At 62.2% G+C, this 18,955-nt stretch carries 20 protein-coding genes; 4 read left to right on the top strand and 16 right to left on the bottom strand.

Annotated features, from left to right (window positions below; genetic code table 11):
• Nucleotides 1-11 precede the first annotated feature (11 nt).
• The 8 genes from AC1Z36_RS06175 to AC1Z36_RS06140 form a co-directional block, all read right to left on the bottom strand.
• Nucleotides 12-812 (bottom strand): oxygenase MpaB family protein, encoded by an 801-nt coding sequence (locus AC1Z36_RS06175; RefSeq protein ID WP_483561826.1) that lies wholly within the window; start codon nt 810-812, stop codon nt 12-14.
• Between the two features lie 63 nt (nt 813-875).
• Nucleotides 876-1,067: a TRADD-N-associated membrane domain-containing protein gene (locus AC1Z36_RS06170; protein WP_105661953.1), complete on the bottom strand. Its 192-nt coding sequence runs from the start codon at nt 1,065-1,067 to the stop codon at nt 876-878.
• 53 nt (nt 1,068-1,120) lie between these two features.
• Nucleotides 1,121-1,504, bottom strand: a complete 384-nt coding sequence (gene rbsD / locus AC1Z36_RS06165) for a D-ribose pyranase (protein ID WP_365943729.1) — start codon at nt 1,502-1,504, stop codon at nt 1,121-1,123.
• A gap of 34 nt (nt 1,505-1,538) precedes the next feature.
• On the bottom strand, nt 1,539-2,462 hold the full coding sequence (locus AC1Z36_RS06160; RefSeq protein ID WP_483561825.1) for a ribokinase: 924 nt from the start codon (nt 2,460-2,462) through the stop codon (nt 1,539-1,541).
• Between the two features lie 74 nt (nt 2,463-2,536).
• Entirely contained in the window at nt 2,537-3,472 is a 936-nt protein-coding gene (locus tag AC1Z36_RS06155; RefSeq protein ID WP_483561824.1) for a substrate-binding domain-containing protein, read from the bottom strand.
• A 49-nt stretch (nt 3,473-3,521) separates the two neighbouring features.
• Nucleotides 3,522-4,490, bottom strand: coding sequence for an ABC transporter permease (locus tag AC1Z36_RS06150; protein WP_105661957.1), 969 nt, complete (start codon nt 4,488-4,490; stop codon nt 3,522-3,524).
• Entirely contained in the window at nt 4,490-6,004 is a 1,515-nt protein-coding gene (locus AC1Z36_RS06145) for a sugar ABC transporter ATP-binding protein (RefSeq protein ID WP_483561823.1), read from the bottom strand. Before AC1Z36_RS06145 ends, AC1Z36_RS06150 begins: the two co-directional genes overlap by 1 nt.
• 21 nt (nt 6,005-6,025) lie before the next feature.
• The gene (locus AC1Z36_RS06140; protein ID WP_483561822.1) at nt 6,026-7,060 is read right to left on the bottom strand and encodes a LacI family DNA-binding transcriptional regulator; all 1,035 of its coding nucleotides are present in this window, start codon (nt 7,058-7,060) and stop codon (nt 6,026-6,028) included.
• Between the two features lie 239 nt (nt 7,061-7,299).
• Here AC1Z36_RS06140 and AC1Z36_RS06135 point away from each other — a divergent pair, with 239 nt between their 5' ends.
• Together AC1Z36_RS06135 and AC1Z36_RS06130 are read left to right on the top strand one after the other, a co-directional pair.
• On the top strand, nt 7,300-7,977 hold the full coding sequence (locus AC1Z36_RS06135) for a metal-dependent transcriptional regulator (protein WP_105662148.1): 678 nt from the start codon (nt 7,300-7,302) through the stop codon (nt 7,975-7,977).
• A 291-nt stretch (nt 7,978-8,268) separates the two neighbouring features.
• Entirely contained in the window at nt 8,269-9,141 is an 873-nt protein-coding gene (locus AC1Z36_RS06130) for an HNH endonuclease family protein (protein ID WP_286134624.1), read from the top strand.
• A gap of 289 nt (nt 9,142-9,430) precedes the next feature.
• Here the strand turns inward: AC1Z36_RS06130 and AC1Z36_RS06125 are convergent, their stop codons facing one another.
• The 6 genes from AC1Z36_RS06125 to AC1Z36_RS06100 all read right to left on the bottom strand — a co-directional run bounded on the left by AC1Z36_RS06125 (nt 9,431) and on the right by AC1Z36_RS06100 (nt 15,929).
• Nucleotides 9,431-10,306, bottom strand: a complete 876-nt coding sequence (locus AC1Z36_RS06125; protein WP_483561821.1) for a metal ABC transporter permease — start codon at nt 10,304-10,306, stop codon at nt 9,431-9,433.
• A complete protein-coding gene (locus AC1Z36_RS06120) occupies nt 10,303-11,058 on the bottom strand; it encodes a metal ABC transporter ATP-binding protein (RefSeq protein WP_483561820.1) in 756 nt (251 codons plus the stop codon). The genes AC1Z36_RS06125 and AC1Z36_RS06120 overlap by 4 nt, the downstream gene beginning before the upstream one ends.
• The gene (locus AC1Z36_RS06115) at nt 11,055-12,011 is read right to left on the bottom strand and encodes a metal ABC transporter substrate-binding protein (RefSeq protein WP_483561819.1); all 957 of its coding nucleotides are present in this window, start codon (nt 12,009-12,011) and stop codon (nt 11,055-11,057) included. The genes AC1Z36_RS06120 and AC1Z36_RS06115 overlap by 4 nt, the downstream gene beginning before the upstream one ends.
• Nucleotides 12,012-12,124: 113 nt before the next feature.
• Complete coding sequence (hutG, locus tag AC1Z36_RS06110; protein WP_483561818.1) at nt 12,125-13,090, bottom strand: formimidoylglutamase; 966 nt, start codon at nt 13,088-13,090, stop codon at nt 12,125-12,127.
• A gap of 78 nt (nt 13,091-13,168) precedes the next feature.
• Complete coding sequence (locus AC1Z36_RS06105) at nt 13,169-15,130, bottom strand: SH3 domain-containing protein (RefSeq protein WP_483561817.1); 1,962 nt, start codon at nt 15,128-15,130, stop codon at nt 13,169-13,171.
• Nucleotides 15,131-15,275: 145 nt separating this feature from the next.
• On the bottom strand, nt 15,276-15,929 hold the full coding sequence (locus AC1Z36_RS06100) for a peptidyl-tRNA hydrolase (RefSeq protein WP_105661963.1): 654 nt from the start codon (nt 15,927-15,929) through the stop codon (nt 15,276-15,278).
• A gap of 147 nt (nt 15,930-16,076) precedes the next feature.
• Between AC1Z36_RS06100 and AC1Z36_RS06095 the strand changes: the two genes are divergently transcribed.
• A complete protein-coding gene (locus tag AC1Z36_RS06095; RefSeq protein WP_105661964.1) occupies nt 16,077-16,346 on the top strand; it encodes a hypothetical protein in 270 nt (89 codons plus the stop codon).
• Nucleotides 16,347-16,470: 124 nt separating this feature from the next.
• On the opposite strand, the gene AC1Z36_RS06090 is transcribed toward AC1Z36_RS06095, so the two are convergent.
• Nucleotides 16,471-17,289, bottom strand: coding sequence for a hypothetical protein (locus AC1Z36_RS06090; protein WP_146112939.1), 819 nt, complete (start codon nt 17,287-17,289; stop codon nt 16,471-16,473).
• A 494-nt stretch (nt 17,290-17,783) separates the two neighbouring features.
• On the opposite strand from AC1Z36_RS06090, the gene AC1Z36_RS06085 reads away from it, so the two are divergent.
• Nucleotides 17,784-18,575: a MerR family transcriptional regulator gene (locus AC1Z36_RS06085; protein WP_483561816.1), complete on the top strand. Its 792-nt coding sequence runs from the start codon at nt 17,784-17,786 to the stop codon at nt 18,573-18,575.
• Between the two features lie 47 nt (nt 18,576-18,622).
• Here AC1Z36_RS06085 and AC1Z36_RS06080 read toward each other — a convergent pair whose 3' ends face one another.
• Nucleotides 18,623-18,829, bottom strand: a complete 207-nt coding sequence (locus AC1Z36_RS06080) for a helix-turn-helix domain-containing protein (protein ID WP_105656318.1) — start codon at nt 18,827-18,829, stop codon at nt 18,623-18,625.
• Nucleotides 18,830-18,955: the final 126 nt, after the last annotated feature.

Here is an 18,955-nt window from a genome sequence, read left to right as displayed (position 1 = left end):
CTTCGGGCCGGCTAGGCCATCTTGTCGACGCGGCGCAATATCAGCCGCATTGGCGCATGCCTGAGGGCTCGCGGCAGCAGCCGCGTGGCGGCCCTGGCGACGGCGATGACGCGGGCGTTGCGCTGCGCGGCTTTCCCGGTGAGGCGATAGCCGAAGCCTTCGCGCACCGGGGCCGGCAGCTGGGCGATGGTCACGTCGCGCATCAACGGCATGCCGATCCGGACCCACCATGGGGCATTGCGTGCTTCGAAAAGTTCGCGGGCCAGCGCCCGGGTCTGGTTGGTGACTTCCAGCTTCGCTTGATTCTGCGCAAAGTACTGCTCGAAGCCGCCGAGGTCCTGCGGCCAGTAGTCGACCGGCATCTGCAAGGCATCACCGAGCCGTGCGTACTGCAGGTAGAGCTCTTCCTGGTCGGCCTCGTTTTCATCCAGGATCTGGCCGGCAATCACGCGGGCCGAATCATAGAGCGTGGCCGCCACCCACAACTGCAGCCTGGGATCCAGCGCAGAATACGCGGGCCTGCCCTCGTCACGCGTTGCGCGAATGGGCCGGTGCGCCGCGTCCACATGGGCGATGATCTTGCGCTGCTGTTCTGCTGTGCCATTGCTCAATGCATAGATATATCCGAGGGTATGAATCAGCCGGCTGAGCGGGTTGGCGGCGAAATCAGAGTGCTCGGCAATGGCCCGGCCAATCTGCGGGTGGGCCAGCTGAAGCAAGATGGCTCGGCCCGCCCCGAGCAGCAGCCCGGCTTCCGGCGCGATGTTCGAGAAGGGCTCGCCGTTCTCTGCGGCCAGGTTCCTTTGCTTCATGACCTCCATTCTAGGCAGTCGGCTTGCCCAAGGTCATTGGCGCCGATGGCTGCAGGAAGTCGCTCAGGATTCTTGCGTCGCACCCTTCTTCAGCAGGACAACGACGGAAGCTGCGGCCATGAACACGGTTCCCGCGATCACCGCAATGCTCTGGGGCGTCTGGCCCGGGTCGCTGGACAACGCCGGCACGGTGAGAATCAGGACGGCCGCCCCCAGCACCATGAGGGCGAAAGCTGCATAGAACATCTTCTTCACTGCGTCTCTCCTCGGGTAGCGCGCTGCCGCGAAACAGCTGCGGCATCCGGTGCCTAGAATGCTACCCCGCAGTGCAGGATCGCGTTGGCGTAGGGGGTAGCTTCCCCTGTGCGCACAATGACCTTGGCCTGGGGCAGTTGGGCTTTCAGCTCTTCGTGGGAGATGAAGTCCGGGTCCAGGCCCCTGGCCAGGCACAGTTCCTGGACCGGGCCGTTCTCTGCTTCGGCCGCCAGGGTGCTGTTCTCGATCACCATGTTCCGGGCCAGGACCTCGAGCACCTGATCGAAGCTGGGCAGCCCCTGCACCAAGGCCAGATCGATGACCAGTGGGCCTTCGGGCAGCGGCAGGCCGCAGTCCGCTATCACCACGGTGTCGGTATGCCCGCACTTGGCCAGGGCGGCCAGCAGCGGGGCGTTGAGAATTTCGGATTTCAGCACAGCGGCTTCCTTAGGTCTTGCTCGAAAAGGGGTCTCAGAGGTTCTGCAGGGAACGCGGGTAGGAAGCTTGGGCTCCGTGCGCCTGCACCGTCAGCGCGGCGAACTTGCCGGCGAATTCTGCGGCCTGCGCCAGGTCATCGCCCTTGGCCAGGCGGGCAGCCACCGCACCGGTGAATGCGTCGCCGGCACCGGTGGTGTCCACGGCCTGGACCTTCACGGCGGGCAGCGCGCGAACCTGGACCCCGCCGTTCTCCCCTGGGAACCGGTCGGCAACTAGGCAGCCATTAGCGCCGAGGGTGATGACCACGCTGGCGATGCCCTCGTCGACCAGCATCGCGGCCAGGCGCTCGTACTTGCCGTCGAACTGGCGAGCCGGGTGCGGGTTCAGCTGCTGGAGCACGGCTTCGGCCTCATGCTCGTTGACCACCAGCGGGTTGGCTTTGAGCAGGTACTCGCGGTCCAGTTCGATCACCGGCGCCAGGTTGAGCACGATGCGCTGTGTGGCAGCATCCATGGCGGCCTTGATGCCCGAGGCAGGAATCTCGCCCTGCAGCACCAGGATGCCCTCGATGCCCCCGGCGCCCTGCACAGCCTCGCCGGAGACGGTCGAGTTGGCCCCGGAGACCACGGCAATGGAGTTCTCTGCGCCACGGTCCACCTGGATGATGGCTACGCCGGTCGGCTCGCTGGCGCGGGCCACGCGATCGAGTTTCACGCCGGCTTCCTCGAGCTGACCCAGCGCGATTTCGGCGTGCGAGTCGCTGCCGACGGCGCCGATGAATTCCGTGGCGGCACCGGCCAGCGCGGCGGCCAGCGCCTGGTTGGCGCCCTTGCCGCCGGGCGAGAGCTGGTAGGAATCTGCCAGCACGGTTTCGCCCGGGCCGGGAAGGCGGGCCATCAGCGCGGTGATGTCCACGTTGCTAGAGCCCACAATGGTGACCTGGATGTCCTGCTGCATGCTATTTCCTCTGGTTCTCTCCACCCGGCGGCCGATGGGCGCCGGTGCACTGCTTGATTGCCGCTAAGGGCAGATTACTCGCCTGCGTAGTCGGCGATGTTCTTCTCGTCAACCGTGTCAACGGCGACCTGCACGTTGGCTTCGACTTCCTCGCCCTTGATGGCCTTGGCCAGGATCTGCACCGACTGCTTGCCCAGCTCGGCTGGGTTCTGGGCGATGGTGGCAACCAGGGTGCCATCCTGGACTGCCTTGAAGCCGTCGTCGGTGCCGTCGAAGCCGACTACCAACACGTCCTTGCCGGCCTTGTCGCCCAGTGCCTGGATGGCGCCCAGGGCCATTTCGTCGTTCATCGCCAGCACGCCAGCGGCATCCGGGTTGGCCTGCATCAGGTTGGTGACCACGTCCAGTGCTTCGGCTCGGTCGAAGTTGGCGGTCTGCGAGGAGACGACCTCGATGTCCTTGAACTCGGCCAGGCCCTTGTCGAAGCCTTCGCCGCGCTCGTTGGTTGCCGAGGCGCCTGGAACACCTTCCAGCACGATGATCTTGCCCTTGCCGCCCAGCGCCTCGCCCAGCGCCTTGGCAGCCTGCTCGCCGCCGGCAACGTTATCCGAAGCCACGAAGGAAGCGATCTTGGTCTCGCCCACCGCGCGGTCAACCGCAACGATCGGCAGGCCGGCCTCGGCCACCGGGTTCAGGCCGGCTTCAGCGGTTTCGGTATCCACGGCGTTGATGATCAGGCCGGCCGAGCCGTTGGTTGCCGCGGTTGCCAGCTGGTTGGCCTGGGTTGCGGAGTCGTTCTGCGCGTCGACGACGGACAGGTCGATGCCCTGCGCTTCGGCCTCGGCCTGGGCGCCGTCACGCAGGTCGACGAAGAACGGGTTGTTCAGGGTGGACACTGCCAAGGTGGCCGAGCCGGCCTCTGCTTCGGTGCCGCGGTTGCAGGCGGCCAGGCCGGCCACCAGGGCCAGTCCGACGCTGACGGCTGCGGTCTTGCGGATGATGTTCTTCATGGGGTTCTCCTTTGAACTTTTCTTGAATTGCTGGGTACGGAGGGAAAATCTAGTGCTTGACGTTCTTGCGGCGCAGCACGTCGAAGCCCACGGCGATCGCAATCACGGCGCCGATGACTACCTGCTGCCAGAAGGCGGAAACCGAAAGCAGGTTCAGCCCGTTGCGGATCACGGCCAGCACCAGGGCGCCGATCAGGGTGCCGGAGATGCGTCCCACGCCGCCGGAGAGCGATGCGCCGCCGATGACCACGGCCGCGATGGCATCCAGCTCGTAGCCCGAAGCCAGGGTCGGCTGGGCAGAATCCAGGCGCCCGGCAAGGATCATGCCGGACAAGGCCGCGAAGACGCCGGAGATGACGAAGACGGTGACCAGCACGCGCTTGACCGGGATGCCCGACAGGCGCGCGGCTTCGGTGTTGCCGCCCACGGCGAAGGCGTTCTTGCCGATGACGGTGCGGTTGAGCACGAAGGCGGCAAGCAGGCCGGAGACGACCAGGATCAGGATCGGCACCGGGATCGGGCCCAGGTCATCGCCCAGCCAGGACACCGAGGAGCTGGTGGAGATCGGCCGGCCATCGGAGATCACCAGGGTCAGCCCGCGCACCACGGTGAGCATCGCCAGCGAGGCGATGAAGGTGGGCAGCTTGCCGTAGGCGCTCATCGCACCGGTGACCCAGCCGCACAGTGCACCGACGGCCAGGCCGATCGGGATGGACAGGCCATCGGGCAGGCCGGCGGTGGTGATGGCATAGGAGGAGCCCATGGCCGAGAGCGCCGCGACCGAGCCGACCGAGAGGTCGATGCCGGCGGCGACGATCACGAAGGTCATGCCGAAGGCCATCACCGCGATGGTGGAGACCTGGATGCCGATGTTCATCAGGTTCGGTCCGGTCAGGAAGCGCGGGGTGGCGATGAACAGGGCCAGGCAAAGAATGACCAGGCCAACCAGGGCTCCGTTGTTGGCAAGGAATGCCTTGAAATCAAAGCCCTTCTTCGGGGCAGTAGCTACGCTGCTCATTACTTGGTTCCCATTTCTTCTTCGCGGTGCACATTGCTGACGGCCAGGGACATGATGGCGTCCTGGGTGGCTTCTTCGGTGGCCAGTTCCCCGGCGATGCGTCCCTGGCTCATGACCAGGACGCGGTCGGACATGCCCAGCACTTCGGGCAGTTCGCTGGAGGCCATCAACACGCAGCCTCCGGAGGCGGTGATCTCATTGATCAGTTCGTAGATTTCGACCTTCGCTCCCACGTCCACGCCGCGGGTCGGCTCATCGAGCAGCAGCACCTTGGCCCCGGCGGTGAACCAGCGGCCGAACACGGCCTTCTGCTGGTTTCCGCCCGAGAGCGAGCGGATGGGCGCATCGATGCTGCCCATGCGGATGCGCAGGCGTTCGGCGACCTGCTGCGCGCGGTCCTTCTGGCCCTTGCGGTCCACCAGTCCGTTCTTGGCGGTGGCGGCCATGGTGGCGTAGCCGATGTTCTCGGCCACCGAGGCATCCAGCACCAGGCCCTGGGTCTTGCGGTCCTCGGGAACGTGCCCGATCCCAGCGCGGGTAGCTGCCGCGACGTCGAAGCTGGCCAGCTTCTTGCCGTTGACCGCCACGACGCCGCTGGCGTACTTGTCGGCTCCGGCGATGGCGCGGATCAGCTCGGTGCGCCCGGCACCCATCAGGCCGGCCAGGGCAACCACTTCGCCGGGGCGGACTTCCAGCGAGATGTCCTTGAGCATGCCCTCGCACAGGTTCTGCACGCTCAGCAACGGCTTCTGGCCTGGCTCGGTGGCTACGCGCGGGAACTGGGCGTCGATATCGCGGCCGACCATGAGCCGGACCAGCTCGTTCTCCTCGGTGTCCGCCGGCACGGTGGCAATGAATTTGCCATCGCGCAGCACGTTCACGAAGTCGCCGATTTCGGCAATCTCATCGAGGTGGTGGCTGATGAACACCATGCCCACCCCTTGTTGCTTCAAGGTGGCGACCACCGAGAACAGGTGCGCGATTTCGGCCTTGGTCAATGCCGCGGTGGGCTCATCGAGGATCAGCACGCGGGCGTCCAGGCTCAGCGCCTTGGCGATCTCCACGAGTTGCTGCTGGGCCAGGCCCAGCTGGCCCACCGGCGTATCGACATCCAGCGCCAGTCCGAGCTTGTCCATCGCTTCGCGGGCGATCTGGCGCATGGCGCGGCGGTTGATGATGCCGAATTTGCGCGGCACGCGGCCCAGGGTGATGTTCTCGGCGATGGTCATCGACGGGACCAGGTTCAGTTCCTGGTGGATAGTGGCGATGCCCAATGCCTCGGAGGCCTTGGTGTTGGGAATCTTCACGGCCTTGCCGTCCACCAGGATCCGGCCGGCGTCCGGCTCGTGCACGCCGGCGATCATCTTGATCAGCGTCGACTTGCCTGCGCCGTTCTCGCCGAGCAGCACCGAGACCTTGCCGGCATGCACCTCGACGGTGACCTCGTCGATCACCTGTACCGGGCCGAAGGACTTGCAGACCTTGTCCAGGACCAGCAGAGCGTCATTACTCATTTTCGTTCCTTCCATCCTCGCCTATGCGCCGGTGGCGGGTTGCGTTGGGGCCAGCGACTCACGCGCGGTGAATCGGCTGATGAATTCTTGGGGCTCGGGGCTCTTGCCCGCCATGACGTCCTGGAGCGCGGTGACCGCGGCGCGGCCCATGCTGGTCAGGTCGTGGCTGATCGTGGCGATCGGCGGATCGTGCATGAGCATTGCATCCACCTCGTCGAAGGTGATCACCGAGAGCTGCTTCCCGATCCGGATGCCGGCTTCGCGCCACACGGTCAGTGCGCCGATGGCCATCGGCGCATCGGCGATGACCACCGCGGTGGGCTGCAGTTCATGGCCCAGCAGCCAGCGGGCGCCTTCGGCACCCGAGGCGGCGCGGAAGTCGCCGGCAAAGTGCAGGGCAGGATCGGTATCCAGGCCGTTGGCGGCCATCGCCGAGTCGAAGGCGCTGTGGCGTTCGCGGGCGGTGGAAGCGTGGTCCGGGCCGCCCAAGAAAGCGATTTTGGCGTGGCCCAGCGCCTTCAGCCGCGCGATGGCTTCTTCCAGGGCGCCGGTGCTGGAGGCGGTGATGGATGGGATGCGAAGCTCGGGCAGGGTGCGGTCGACGAAAACCAGCGGAGTGCCCGAGGCAATGATGCGCAGCATCATCTGGCTTGGCCGGTCGGCGTCTTCATCAAGGCCCTGGGGAACGAGAATCAATCCGTCAACGCGGCGCGAAAGCATCGCGGCGAGGAACTGGTCCTGCTGTTCGGTGTCCTCGTTGGCATTGCCGATGAAGGTCATCATTCCCGCGGCGTGGGCCTGCTGCTCGACGGCATGCGCGAGATCGGAGAAGTAGGGGTTGCGCACATCGGATATCAGCAGCGCGATGGTGTCGGTTTTGGTGGAGCGCAGGGAGCGGGCCTGGGCATTGGGCACGAAACCCAAATCCTTGGCGACAGCTTCCACTTTTTCGCGGGAAGCGGCCGAAGTGGCGGGGTGGCCGGATAGAACGCGCGAGGCAGTCGCGGAAGATACTCCGGCTGCAAGTGCCACATCCTTGATGGTGACAGCGTTCATGTCGATAAGCCCCTTTGCTTACGTGTAATCGATTCCATGGAATCGATTACACAGTTTTCCGCACAAAGAAATTTAAGTCAATACGCTGCCCCTGGGCCTCGGATAATCCTTATCCGTGGAGCAGAATTTTTAGGCTCGTGACTAGCCGCTTTCAGTTGTCAGAGGTCTCCAGCCCGAATTGCCCAATAATCAAAGTCACCTCGCGACCAGCTGGCCCGATGGTCGCTAAGATGGTGCTTGTGTCGGTCAACCAGCTTTCAGATAGCGCCCAGAACTATCTCAAGATCATCTTCGGTCTCAACGAGTGGTCGAGCGATCCGGTAACCGCCAGCATCATCGCCAGCAAATCAGGCATGAAGCTCTCCACGGTTTCCGGCGCCCTGGGCAAATTGCGCCAGCAGGGCCTGCTCGACCATGCGCCCTATGGCGCCGTAACGCTGACCGAACTGGGACGCGAGTATGCGGTGACCATGGTGCGCCGCCATCGCCTGATCGAAACTTTCCTGGTGCAGATGCTGGGCTACCGCTGGGACCAGGTGCATGACGAGGCCGAGAGCCTGGAGCATGCGGTATCCGATTTCATGATCGAGCGCATCGACAGCTTGCTGGAGCACCCCACCCGCGACCCGCATGGCGACCCCATCCCGACGGCCGAAGGCCGCATTTCCATCCCGCAGGCGTTCAACCTGAGCGAAGCCAGCGATGACGCCCAGGTGGTTGTCGAACGCATCGCCGATGACGATTCGCAGCTGCTGCAGTATTTCTCCGATCATCGGATCGTTGTCGGCGCGCAACTGCGCATTACCGCTGGCGAGCAATTCTCCGAGACAGTGAATGTCCAGGTCTGCTCAACTGGCGAAACCCTGCGCTTGGGTTCGCGTGCAGCCGCGGCCGCATGGGTCTCCCTTCTCCCCTGAATAGCCTTTCCAGGTCCTGGTCAACGGCAAGCGGAAGGCCCGTGGCATCGACGCGTCCCTGCACCCAGGGTGCTGATTGTCCGGCCAATAGTCTAAAGTGATGATCAACCAGGGATACTGCAATGTACAAGTTTTACATGGGGGTACATTGCAGCATTCTTGGCGAACTCCTGCGCTCACACTCTCTTGAAAGACATCACCTTGCCAAGAAAACTCATTGCTGCGCTCTGCGCTGCAGTTTTGGTGCTCGCTGGATGCAGCGCACCGGCAGAACCTTCGGCACTTACCGGGATGGATCCCGCACCGGTTGAAGACCTGCTGGCAACAGATCGGCCATTGCTGGTTGAACGGGCTGCCACCAGCAGCAAGAAGGTCCTTCCCGGGGCGAAGCTCAAGGGCCCCAAGGCCACCGCAATGCTCAAGACCCTGCCGGTAAAGGGCAAGGCGGCCGCCACTGGGTACAACCGGAACAAGAAGTTCGGCAATGGGTGGAAGGACTTCGACAAGGACAAATGCGATGAACGCCAAGACACCTTGTCCCGGGACATGTCCAAGGTGAAGTTCAAGGACCGCAAGAAGTGCACCCTAGCTTCGGGCACGTTGCATGACAGCTACACCGGCAAGAGGATCAACTGGAAGGTCAAGTCAGGCAGCGTCGACATTGACCACGTGGTTTCCCTGAAGAACGCGTGGATCTCCGGCGGCCAGAAGCTTTCCCAGGCCCAGCGCCAGGCTCTGGCTAACGACCCGCTGAATTTGATGGCCGCTGATGCCTCTGCCAATCGCCAAAAGGGCGATAAGAACACAGCTGAATGGCTCCCCAAGAACAAGTCCTTCCGATGCCAGTACGTAGCCACCCAGATCAGCGTCAAGAAGAAGTACGCGCTGTCGGTCACCAAAGCCGAAAAGCAGGCCATGGCCAAAGTGCTCAAGAGCTGCCGCAACCAGAAGGCCGCGAAAGTCACCACGATCAAGCCTGCCGGTTCCAAGCCCAAGGCATCACCGAAGAAGGACGTGCACAAGGCTCCTTCCGTGGTCAAGGGCACCGTGCATCCGGGCGCTTACTGCAAGCAGGCAGACAAGGGAAAGCGCGGCAAGTCCAAGGCCGGCAAGCTCTACACCTGCAAGACCGACGCCAAGGGCAAACTGCGCTGGCGCGCCTAATGCCGCTTGCAGGTCCCGATCGAGCCAACTGATTCAGCTGCCCATCCGGGCGCAGCGCAGGGCAGCGCCCTTCCAGTTAGCAGGGTGGTCGGGTGGAGGTTCAAGCCATGCGCCGGATCGCCCGGATCCGGATCCAGCCATGAATCGAGAGGACCTGCCGCAGCGTTGCCGGCCATGGGAAGTACGCTGATTCGCTGATGCGTGCATCCATTGCCCATCAGCTGTCGCCGGCGAGCGCACGTCTCACACGCCATTTTCCTTTCAGCTGCGGGAAACTTGCCACCGCCTTCTACGTGTTCGCCGCAAGCGCCTTGCGCCGCCCCTTGCTGGCCAGCCGGGTGGCAATGAGTCCTTGCTTCGGACTGAACAGATAGGCAATTCCAAAAATCGCCGCCTGGGCCAGAACCACCATTCCGCCGGTTGATGCATCGAGGTAATAGCTCATGTAGACACCCAGGATTCCTGCACAGGCTGCGAGGATCGGTGCGATCAGGAGCATCTTCCCGAATCGATCGGTCAACAGGTAGGCCGTGGCGCCGGGGATGATCAGCATGGCAACTACCAGGATGACGCCCACCGCCTGCAAAGCCACAACAGAGGTCATGGCCAATAGCCCCAGGAGCACCGCGCCGATGATCCGCGGGCTCATCCCCAAGGCATGTGCGTGCGTTTGGTCAAAGGCATAGAGGGTGAAGTCCTTGCGCTTGAGAATCAGGATGGCGAAGGTGATCGCGCCAAGCACCAGGACCCGCCACAGGTCATTGGCCGAGACGCCCAGCAAATTGCCGAAGATGATGTGGTTCAGATCCACATGGCTCGGCGTGACCGAGACCAGCACCAGCCCGATGGAGAAGAGCGTGGTGAAGACGATGCCAATGGCAGCATCTTCCTTGAGCTTGGTGGTGTCGCGGACTCCCCCGATCAGGGCCACCGCGAGGAATCCGAAGACCAGGGCACCCAGGGCAAAGGGAGCACCCACGATGTAGGCCAGCACGACTCCGGGCAAGACCGCATGCGAGACTGCATCGCCCATCAGCGACCAGCCAATGAGGACCAGCCAGCAGGACAGGACCGCGCACAGTACGGCGGCGATGATCGTAACCAGCAGGGCGCGCACCATGAAGGTGTAGCCCAGCGGCTCAGCTAGCAATTCAATGAGGTTCATTCCCCGCCTCGCTTCATGGGATCCAGCCCGAAGGCCAGGGCCAGGTTTTCTGCCTGCAGCACGAGATCCGGATGGCCATGCATCAGCACCTTGCGCATCAGGAGCACCGCTTCATCGGCAAGTTCCGGAAGCGCGTGCAGGTCGTGGGTGGAAATCAGCACGCTGCCGCCTTCATCAGCAACTCCGCGCAACAGCTTGGTGATCGTTGCTTCGCTGCGTTTATCCACGCCTGCGAAAGGCTCATCGAGCAGCATGATATTGGCGCCCTGGGCAATGCATCGGGCGACGAAGGCACGCTTTTTCTGGCCTCCGGAGAGCTGGCCGATTTGCCGGTTGGCAAAACTGGCCAGCTCCACCCGTTCGAGGGCTTCATCCACGGCGGCGTGGTCCCTCTTCCTGGCTCTCCTGGTCCATCCCATTTGCCCGTAGCGCCCGGTCATCACCACTTCACGCACCGAGATCGGGAAGTTCCAATCCACGGCTTCGCTTTGCGGCACGTAGGCAAGCTGCCCGCTTTTCCGAGCTTGCAGCGGGTCGGTGCCGTTGATGCGCACGCTGCCGGTGTCGGGCTTGATCTGCCCCATGATGGTTTTGAACAGCGTGGATTTGCCCGAGCCGTTCATCCCGACCAGGCCGCAGACCCGACCGCGGCCCAACTGCAAGGAGGCATGGTCCAGGGCCAGCACGGGGCCGTAGTGGACGGTCGCGGCCGAGACATCAATTGCGAGGGCATCGCTGGGCTTCGCGTTCATGGTGTTCCGCCTTTCAAGGCACGGGCGATGGTTCTGGTGTCATGCGAGATCAGGTCCAGGTAGCTGGGTACCGGACCGCCAGGTTCGGAGAGCGAGTCCACATAGAGCGTTCCGCCATAGGAGGCATCGGTGGATTCGACGACTCGTTGCATGGCCGCATCGGAGACCGTGGATTCGCAGAAGACCGAAGGAACATCGTTTTCCCTGACATAGTCAATCGCCGCGGCGACCTTGCGCGGCGTAGCCTGCGATTCCGCGTTGACGGCCCAGAGATACTTTTCGGCCATGGCGGTATCCCGGGCCAGATAACTGAAGGCCCCTTCGCAGGTCACCAGTACCCGCTGGCGTTCGGGGATCTCTGCCAGTGCCGCTTCGAGCTCGTCGTGGACCTTTTGCAGTTCGGCTTGGTAGGCCTTGGCGTTGTCCCGGTAGTCGCGCGCATGGGCCGGGTCCAGTTCGGTAAATGCATCTGCCATGCGGTCCACGTAGATTTTCACGTTCAATGGGCTCATCCACGCATGCGGATTGGGCTTTCCCGCACCTTCTTCCTGGACGATATCGATGGCCTCGATCCCCTGGCTGACGGTGGCATGCGGAGCGTCGTTGCCTTCGACGAATTGCTGGAACCAGGCTTCGAGGTTCAGACCGTTATCGAGAATCAGGTCCGCATGCGATGCCCGGCGCAGATCATCAGGGGTAGGTTCGTAACCGTGGATCTCCGCACCAAGACGGGTAATTGATTCAACGCGCAGGTGATCACCTGCGACATTCTGGGCGATGTCCTGCAGGACCGTGAAGGTTGTCAGCACCACCGGCCGGTGGTCTTGGCTGTCGGCGGGCACGGCACTTTGGCTACCGCCGCATCCAGCGAGCGCGAACAGGCATGCCAAGCCAGCGGCTAGCCAGCCTGCGCGCTGCCCCGCACGTGATCGGGGCTTGAGGGTTCGCACCATTGCACACCATTCCAAATCTCGCCATGACGATTAGTTCGTCCCCCTCAATCATAATGTTTGAGGGGTCGAACATTGCAAGTTCGCGTCGGCAGATTTCGGTGCGGCCTCCTGCTTCAGACCCCCAGCAGGGTATTGACCAGCCTGGCTGCGGTGCGTGCCGTTCTTCCGTCGATATCCAATGATGGGTTCAACTCCACAACATCGACCAGCGCCAACTTGGCACTGCGCGCCAACATCGCGCAGACCCCGTGGATTATTTCCAGCGGCACCCCGAATCCGGCAGGGGCGCTGACCCCGGGGGCGACCGAGGCAGGAAGCACATCCAGGTCAATGGTCAGGTACAGCTTGTCTACGCTCTCCATGAAGTCGGCAACGAACGCCAGGACGGAAGGCAGCTGCCCGGCAGTGCACTGCTCGTCAAGCAGGTAGCGCACTTCCAGGGCGCGGGCCCGCTCGAAGAGGACCCGGGTATTGTTCGGTTTGCTGATGCCCACCACGGCATAGTTGAAATCTTGTCCCGCCGCCTGCAGGTCCTTGGCAATATCCAGGAAAGGGGTGCCGCTGCTCCGCCGCGGAGCACTGCGCAGATCGAAATGCGCATCCAGATTCAAGATGCCCAGCCGGGTTCCAGGCTCTTGGCTGCAATGCCGGAAAAGCCCGTTGAACGAACCGTAAGCCGTTTCATGGCCGCCGCCGAGCACTATTGGAAGCATCCCTCCTCCGAGCAAAGCGCTCACCGACTGCGCCAGCCGCTCCTGCCCTGATTCAAGCTCATCGCCAGAGACCGCGACCTCACCAGCATCAATCAGGAGCCGTGGCTCGTGGATAGCCAGGGAGCCCAAGGCGGCACGCAGCGCCTGCGGTCCTTGCGCCGCTCCGGCCCGGCCCTCGTTGCGCAGCACGCCGGCATCCGAAGCGAAACCGAGCAGCGCTGCCGGTCCCCGCCCGCCGGACTGGCCGGCAGCCTTGCGGTTGATTTGCTGATGCCATCTCAGGTGCTGCTCGCCGGCACCGTCATTGCGCCCGCTCCACGTAGCCGCTGCCCGGTCAACAGCCAATTCCGGCTTAAAATTCTCCATGGTTCCAGCTGACCAGAGACACCGCGAGTACGCCATGCCCCCTGCGCATCTTCGTCTGAAACACCAGACAGCAGCAGATTAGCGGGTTCGCAGCGCCCCGTAGTCCAGCGGACCTCCCGTGGCCGAGTTGCCGTAGACCTCCACATGGATGTGATCCATATGCATCGTGGTGTCATTCCAATTGCCGGTGAACTGGTTTCCGTACTTTCCTGATCCGGAATACGGCGTCCAGCCTGTCGTGGGAAGCCAAATCCGGTCTTGCCAGATCAGGTAATAGATACCCAGCTGGCTGCGGTTATCCAGCAGGAACTGGGCCAGCTTCTTGCCCTGGGTAACCCGCTGCCTGTTCTTGTAGTCGCGAATCATCAGGTCCACGGCCTTCCCGGAGCTGTGCCCGGCAGAGCCGCTTCGAATGGTATGAATGGCGCTGATAGTATCGCCGGTCTTCCCCTGCAACGCAGCGATGACGCGCTGCGCATCGGGTTGCAACGTTCCCGGCTCATTTTTGGAAAGGTAGTTTTCCTTGACCCAGCCGGTGGCCTGGGGAGCGGCGACTTGCGCCCATCCGGAATCGCTGCGCAGGTAGGCGACTTTCTGCCCCGCTGGCAGCACGGCTTTGCTCTGGTGGCTGATTCCCGCGCCGGCGCGGAGGTTCACGTTGGTTGTGGTCCAGCGGTATTCGGCTTTCGGTGCCGGTGCCGGTCGCGGCGCCTGCGGTTTGCTAGTAGCAAGATAGCCATTGCTGATCCATCCGGTGCCCTGCGTTGAGGCAACTCGCGTCCAGCCATTGGCCGTTCCCAGGACGCTGACCTGCTGGCCCTTGGAGATGACCGCCAGTGATTTATGGCCGGTGGAGTACCCGGAGCGCAGGTGCACATTAGCCGTCGTCCAGCGCTTGGCCTGCTTCAGCGGCGTGTAGGCCTTGGCCACCAGTACGCTTGATGGAACCCATCCCATCGTCTTGGAAGTCTTCACTCGCGCCCAGCCATTCGACGTGCCGTGCAGGGTGAGCTTGGACCCCGCTGGCACGGTCCCCAGGGACTTGGCAGAGCCCGAAGCGCCGACGCGCAGGGCGGTATTAGCCAGGATCCAGCGAGCCGATGGGTTGGCGGGCTTGTAGGCGGTGCTGGACAGGCTAGTGCTAGGCACCCAGCCGGTGCCGCGCTGGGACTTGATCTGGGACCAGGAACCTCGGGTTGCGTACAAGCCGACTTTTTCACCCGGCGCAAGGCTTCCAAGGGATGGAGATGAGCTGCGATTGGACTGGCGCAGGACGCTGCTGCTGATCAGCCAACGGTTCCCGATCGTTTTCCGGGTTGCTGCCGGTTGCGACGACAGCTGCTCGGCCGGCAGCCAGCCGCGTTTTCCGGCAGAAATGGCATAGGTCCACGAGCCTGACGTGCGCAGCCACTCGACTTTGGCTCCAGCTGGAACACCCGCAACGCGTGCCGCTTTGGCAGAGGCGGACTTGCGCAGCACTTGCGCGGTTTTCGCATACCGGTACACCGGCGCGGGCATTGCGGTAGACAGCTGGCTGGTGGGCACGAAACCGGTGATCTTGCCGATTCTGATCCGGCTCCAGGAACCGGTTGCGCCCAGGCGCTGGACCTCGGCTTTGCGCATGGCCCCGGTCAAGGCCGCGGATGCCGCCGATGCCTTCTTGCGCACCGGCTGGAAGGAAATCAGATAGCGCACGGCTGAGGTCTTGGGCTTTGCCGGCGCCGGCGCTTTCGGCGTTGCCAGGTACTTGGCCGAGACCCAGCCGGTCTTCTTCATGTAAGTCGCTTGCACCCAGCCCGATGAACCCTTGGACGCGAGGAGCTTGGCACCTTTGGGAATGACTAGCAGCGACGCGGATCGGGCCGATGGCGACTTGCGCAAATTCAGGTTGGTGGTGGTCTGCTTGGCAATTGCCGGAGGAGCGGCAGCGAGTTGCGCCAGGCCGGCTGGAGCCTGCGTTGAGGCGCTGGCGCCAGCTGCGGTCCCGAAGGACAGCATCAGGACCAGCAGCAGGCCCAGTACACGTTTAGAGAATTTCAATGTCAGTGCTTTCGAGCAAGGGCATATTGCCGTTTCCTGCGGCCCACGGAAGTGCACAGCGATCCGCTGTGGTGACAATTGCTGTTACCGCCAAGGAAATCATGACACAGGCATGGCGGTTTCACCGCGCTTGGATTCTAAGGTTCTAGCGTGCCTTGGAAATAACGAAAGCGGTGACAGATCCGGGTTCGATTTCAGTTCGCCCGGCATCCTGGATGACAGGTCCAGCGGCCTGCCGCGACAAGCGGTCGAATTCCTTGCGCGGCAGGTGCTTGATGCCCACCGGAGCATGGGCGTGGAGCCACGCTTCGACCTCTTCCGCTGGGGATTCTGTCAGCCAGGCGAACAGCGCGTGCGCTGCCTGCGCCGCGGCCTTGCCTGTGGACATGTCCAAGGATTTGTTCAGCACGATGCTGATCTGCGCATCCAGGACTTCCTCCGCTTTTGGAAGCTGCGTGCCGGAGACCTGCAACTTGGCAATCAGCTTCGGCAAGTCCGCGGCCGGCAATGGAGGCAAGCCAACGGCTCGGGCCTTGCCCACTTCACTGACCATTTGCTCAGGGAACATCTCCAGCACCTTGGCGAACATCTTGGGATTAGCCCGGCGTACCGATTTGGCGTAGGCCTGTGAAGCCCACTGCTGCCAATCCGGGTTCTGCGGATCTTGCAGATAGGCAATCACAGCTGCTCGCGCCACCGCTGACAGACCCTCGTCCTCGCTCGACGGATCCTCCTTGTCGATTCGCAGGATGATGGGCTGGACCAGTTCTCCGGGGTCGCGATCGCGCAGTTCAGTCATAGTCTTATTCTATGGCGAGTGGTGGCCCTGAAATACTCGGAGCGGACTAGCAGTGCCCCGACTGGCGAAGCCGATTGCTCCCCGGCTTCCACCGCGTGCACAGCGCGGCATTGCGCCATGTTCCAATGCTTGGCTTACTGCTGGCCTATGGGCCCGAGCACTGGTGCTTCGGGGAACGGCAAGCTGACCAGCAAGCTGATTCCAATCACCTCCGCGAACACCACCGTTTCGCCAGTGGGCGTGCAGTTCATCGAGCCCACGGTACGTACCGATGGGCTGGGCACCGTGCTGCTCGATGAGGCTGTCGGCAAATCGTGGTGGACCCTGCTGTTCCGGGCAACGATCCAGCGGAGATCCTGCCGGCGCGCACTCTTGCCAACTACGAGGAGCTGGGCGCGCCTGGTGCCGTTGTCCTAGAAATCCATTACGGATGGCCCGCAAGCCTTTGATGCTGTCTTGGCAGCAATGAACTTCCAGGGTGCAGTTCGCGTCGTTGCGGATATTTGGCCAGCACCGGCTAACTAGCGGCTTGGACTCTTGCCTAGCGCCGCCGCACCTTGCGAACAATCAGCAAGATGACACTGGTAAGCATGGCCGTCGCCAAGCTGACCAGCAGCGGAGTCTGCCACGGAATTTCCAGGACACTTCCGGTGAATTGTTCCCAGAAGGAGCCGACGGTCTTCCAGCCAGTGGTCTTCGATCCAATAACTCTGGCCGCGCTTTCCACGACTGCCGGCATCATCCATTGGATAGCCAATGCGAAAACCCACATCAGCAAGTTCATGATCCTCGAGAACCCGACGAATCCCAAAATGAGGCCGAGGATCAGCGGCCCGGAATACCAAAGGTAAACGTAGTACGACTGGGCGCCCGCAACGAGCGATGCGATGATCTGCAGCCAATAGCTCACGCCCACAGTGAGCGTTGCATAGAAGAGCACCGCTATGGGCAGCCGCAATTTAGTGGCCAGGAAATACCAGGCTTGGCTGACCAGCAGCAGGCCACCGAAAACCCAAAGATGGCGAATCGAACCTGGGGAGAGTTCCCCGTCCAAGAGCCCCGGTTCGAATGCGTGGAGTCCTTGGAACCCCAGGCCCAAGAGTCCCAGGACCATGCCCACGGCAGTCACGATGGCAAAGCCGGTGCGGCTATATCCAATGCGTCGGGCAAACCAGCTGCCCCAGAGGGTGATCACGGAGAAAATCACCAGTAGCCCTTGGGCGTCGTCGCTGGCATGCGGGAGAATTGAGCGGTCTTCCTGACCGATCCATAACCACGGCAACACCACGATCGCAGTGATCAGCAATCCGGCGACCAATTGCATCCACCAGTTTTGCCAGACGCGCCTCATTGAACCCACTCTTACTCCTCGGTGTACCTACGCGCTCATTGTTCCAGAGCCAGAGCGAAGCATCGCGAATGCCGGCAGGCGTTTCCTCCAACTCGCTCGGAGCTTGTGATTCGAACGTCAGCGATTTTGGCAGAAATGCCAGATGGCCCGTGGGCATTCCACCCAACTGGAATGCCCGCGAGCCATCTGGACTATGTCTTCTACCTTGCCTTGGCGTGGGTGGCCAGGGCTCCTTGATCCCGTAAATGCAGATGGTTTACGTCATCAGGCGGTCCTCGTTGATTTCGGCGGTAACCTGTTCAACTTCATCTACCAACAGTGAACTACACATAGATCACACTGTGCAACAGGCATGCTAACAACTAGTCAATATGATCAATCATGCAAGGAATATTCCGTTATTATTCGCCATTTTGCCGTGAGATCTGAATCACAAATTTTGATCAGGAAATGCGGCTGGGACTATTGACCTTGACGTTGCGTCAACCATTAGCGTGGTAGCCATGAAGGATTCAACTAGCCACGAGCCGGCAGTTCACCACTCGATTGCGCATGTCTCAAAATCCGCTGGCATCAGCAGCCGTACCTTGCGGCACTACGACCAGATCGGCTTGCTGAAACCTGACTACGTGTCCGCCAACGGCTACCGGTTCTACACCGACGGGCAGCTGGTCCGGCTCCAGCAGATTCTCCTGCTCAAGCAGCTGGGCATCAAGCTGGAGACCATCGCTGAAATCCTGGACGAGCAACGCGATGAACTGGCCGGGCTGAGCACACATAAGGAACAGCTCCATAGGCAGCGTGCGGCGCTGGACCGGCAGATCGCGGCCTTGGAGCACAGCATTTCAACACTAACGACAGGAGGAAACATGGAACCGGAAAAGAGCTTTGACGGCTTCAACGAGCAGTACAAGCAAGAGGTCGCCGAACGCTGGGGCGCCGACGCGTATGAAGCATCGAATCGCTGGTGGCGTTCCAAAACCGGGGACCAGCAAAACGCATTCATGGAAGAGGTGAAAATGCTCAATCAGGATTGGATTATGGCGGGCAAGAATTCCGTCCCAGCGGACAGCTTCGAAGCCCAGGAATTAGCGGCTCGACATGTGCGCTGGCTCCAGAGCGCCAAGGGCACCCCGCTGGATTCCGGCGATCCGGCACAGCACAAGGCATATATCTGCAATCTCGGCGAGATGTATGTCGCTGATCCGCGGTTTGCAAAGAACTACGGCGGATACGCGGAGCTGGTTCGCGACGCATTGCGGATCTTTGCAGAACGGGCTATCGAGCTGGACTAGGCTGTGGCTGTTCCCGATGGACTCGGGAACAGCCAAGGGCACCGCATTCAGCTCTGGGATTCGTTCGCGATATCGTCGCGGGCCTGCGCATAGCGTTCTTGGATATAGTTCTCCAGTGCAACGCGTTCCACGCGCCACATGCCCCGCCCGCCAATTTGGATGGCCGGCAGCTCGCCGCTTTTCACCAAAGCGCGGACCTGGGGCAGCTTCACATTCAGTTCCTCTGCCACGTCTTCCAACCGCAAAAACCTCATATCAACAGGTTACTGTGATTAGCGCCCATTTGATCTCAGCCTGGTTATTTTGTGGATAAAAGATGGCTTTTCGCCCGAGCATTCGCCCTGTTGACCCCAGTAGCCGACTTGCACGCAATAATATCG

Source organism: Glutamicibacter sp. BS14, from assembly GCF_056934375.1.
This window is presented reverse-complemented; position numbering and strand designations above follow the sequence as displayed.

Coding starts and splice junctions, on each gene's coding strand:
- AC1Z36_RS06155 (WP_483561824.1), bottom strand. CDS start 3,472: ATGAAGAACATCATCCGCAAGACCGCAGCCGTCAGCGTCGGACTGGCC.
- AC1Z36_RS06145 (WP_483561823.1), bottom strand. CDS start 6,004: ATGAGTAATGACGCTCTGCTGGTCCTGGACAAGGTCTGCAAGTCCTTC.
- AC1Z36_RS06120 (WP_483561820.1), bottom strand. CDS start 11,058: ATGAACGCGAAGCCCAGCGATGCCCTCGCAATTGATGTCTCGGCCGCG.
- AC1Z36_RS06175 (WP_483561826.1), bottom strand. CDS start 812: ATGAAGCAAAGGAACCTGGCCGCAGAGAACGGCGAGCCCTTCTCGAAC.
- AC1Z36_RS06080 (WP_105656318.1), bottom strand. CDS start 18,829: ATGAGGTTTTTGCGGTTGGAAGACGTGGCAGAGGAACTGAATGTGAAG.
- hutG (WP_483561818.1), bottom strand. CDS start 13,090: ATGGAGAATTTTAAGCCGGAATTGGCTGTTGACCGGGCAGCGGCTACG.
- AC1Z36_RS06130 (WP_286134624.1), top strand. CDS start 8,269: ATGGATCCCGCACCGGTTGAAGACCTGCTGGCAACAGATCGGCCATTG.
- AC1Z36_RS06125 (WP_483561821.1), bottom strand. CDS start 10,306: ATGAACCTCATTGAATTGCTAGCTGAGCCGCTGGGCTACACCTTCATG.
- AC1Z36_RS06115 (WP_483561819.1), bottom strand. CDS start 12,011: ATGGTGCGAACCCTCAAGCCCCGATCACGTGCGGGGCAGCGCGCAGGC.
- AC1Z36_RS06160 (WP_483561825.1), bottom strand. CDS start 2,462: ATGCAGCAGGACATCCAGGTCACCATTGTGGGCTCTAGCAACGTGGAC.
- AC1Z36_RS06100 (WP_105661963.1), bottom strand. CDS start 15,929: ATGACTGAACTGCGCGATCGCGACCCCGGAGAACTGGTCCAGCCCATC.
- AC1Z36_RS06095 (WP_105661964.1), top strand. CDS start 16,077: ATGGGCCCGAGCACTGGTGCTTCGGGGAACGGCAAGCTGACCAGCAAG.
- AC1Z36_RS06150 (WP_105661957.1), bottom strand. CDS start 4,490: ATGAGCAGCGTAGCTACTGCCCCGAAGAAGGGCTTTGATTTCAAGGCA.
- AC1Z36_RS06085 (WP_483561816.1), top strand. CDS start 17,784: ATGAAGGATTCAACTAGCCACGAGCCGGCAGTTCACCACTCGATTGCG.
- AC1Z36_RS06140 (WP_483561822.1), bottom strand. CDS start 7,060: ATGAACGCTGTCACCATCAAGGATGTGGCACTTGCAGCCGGAGTATCT.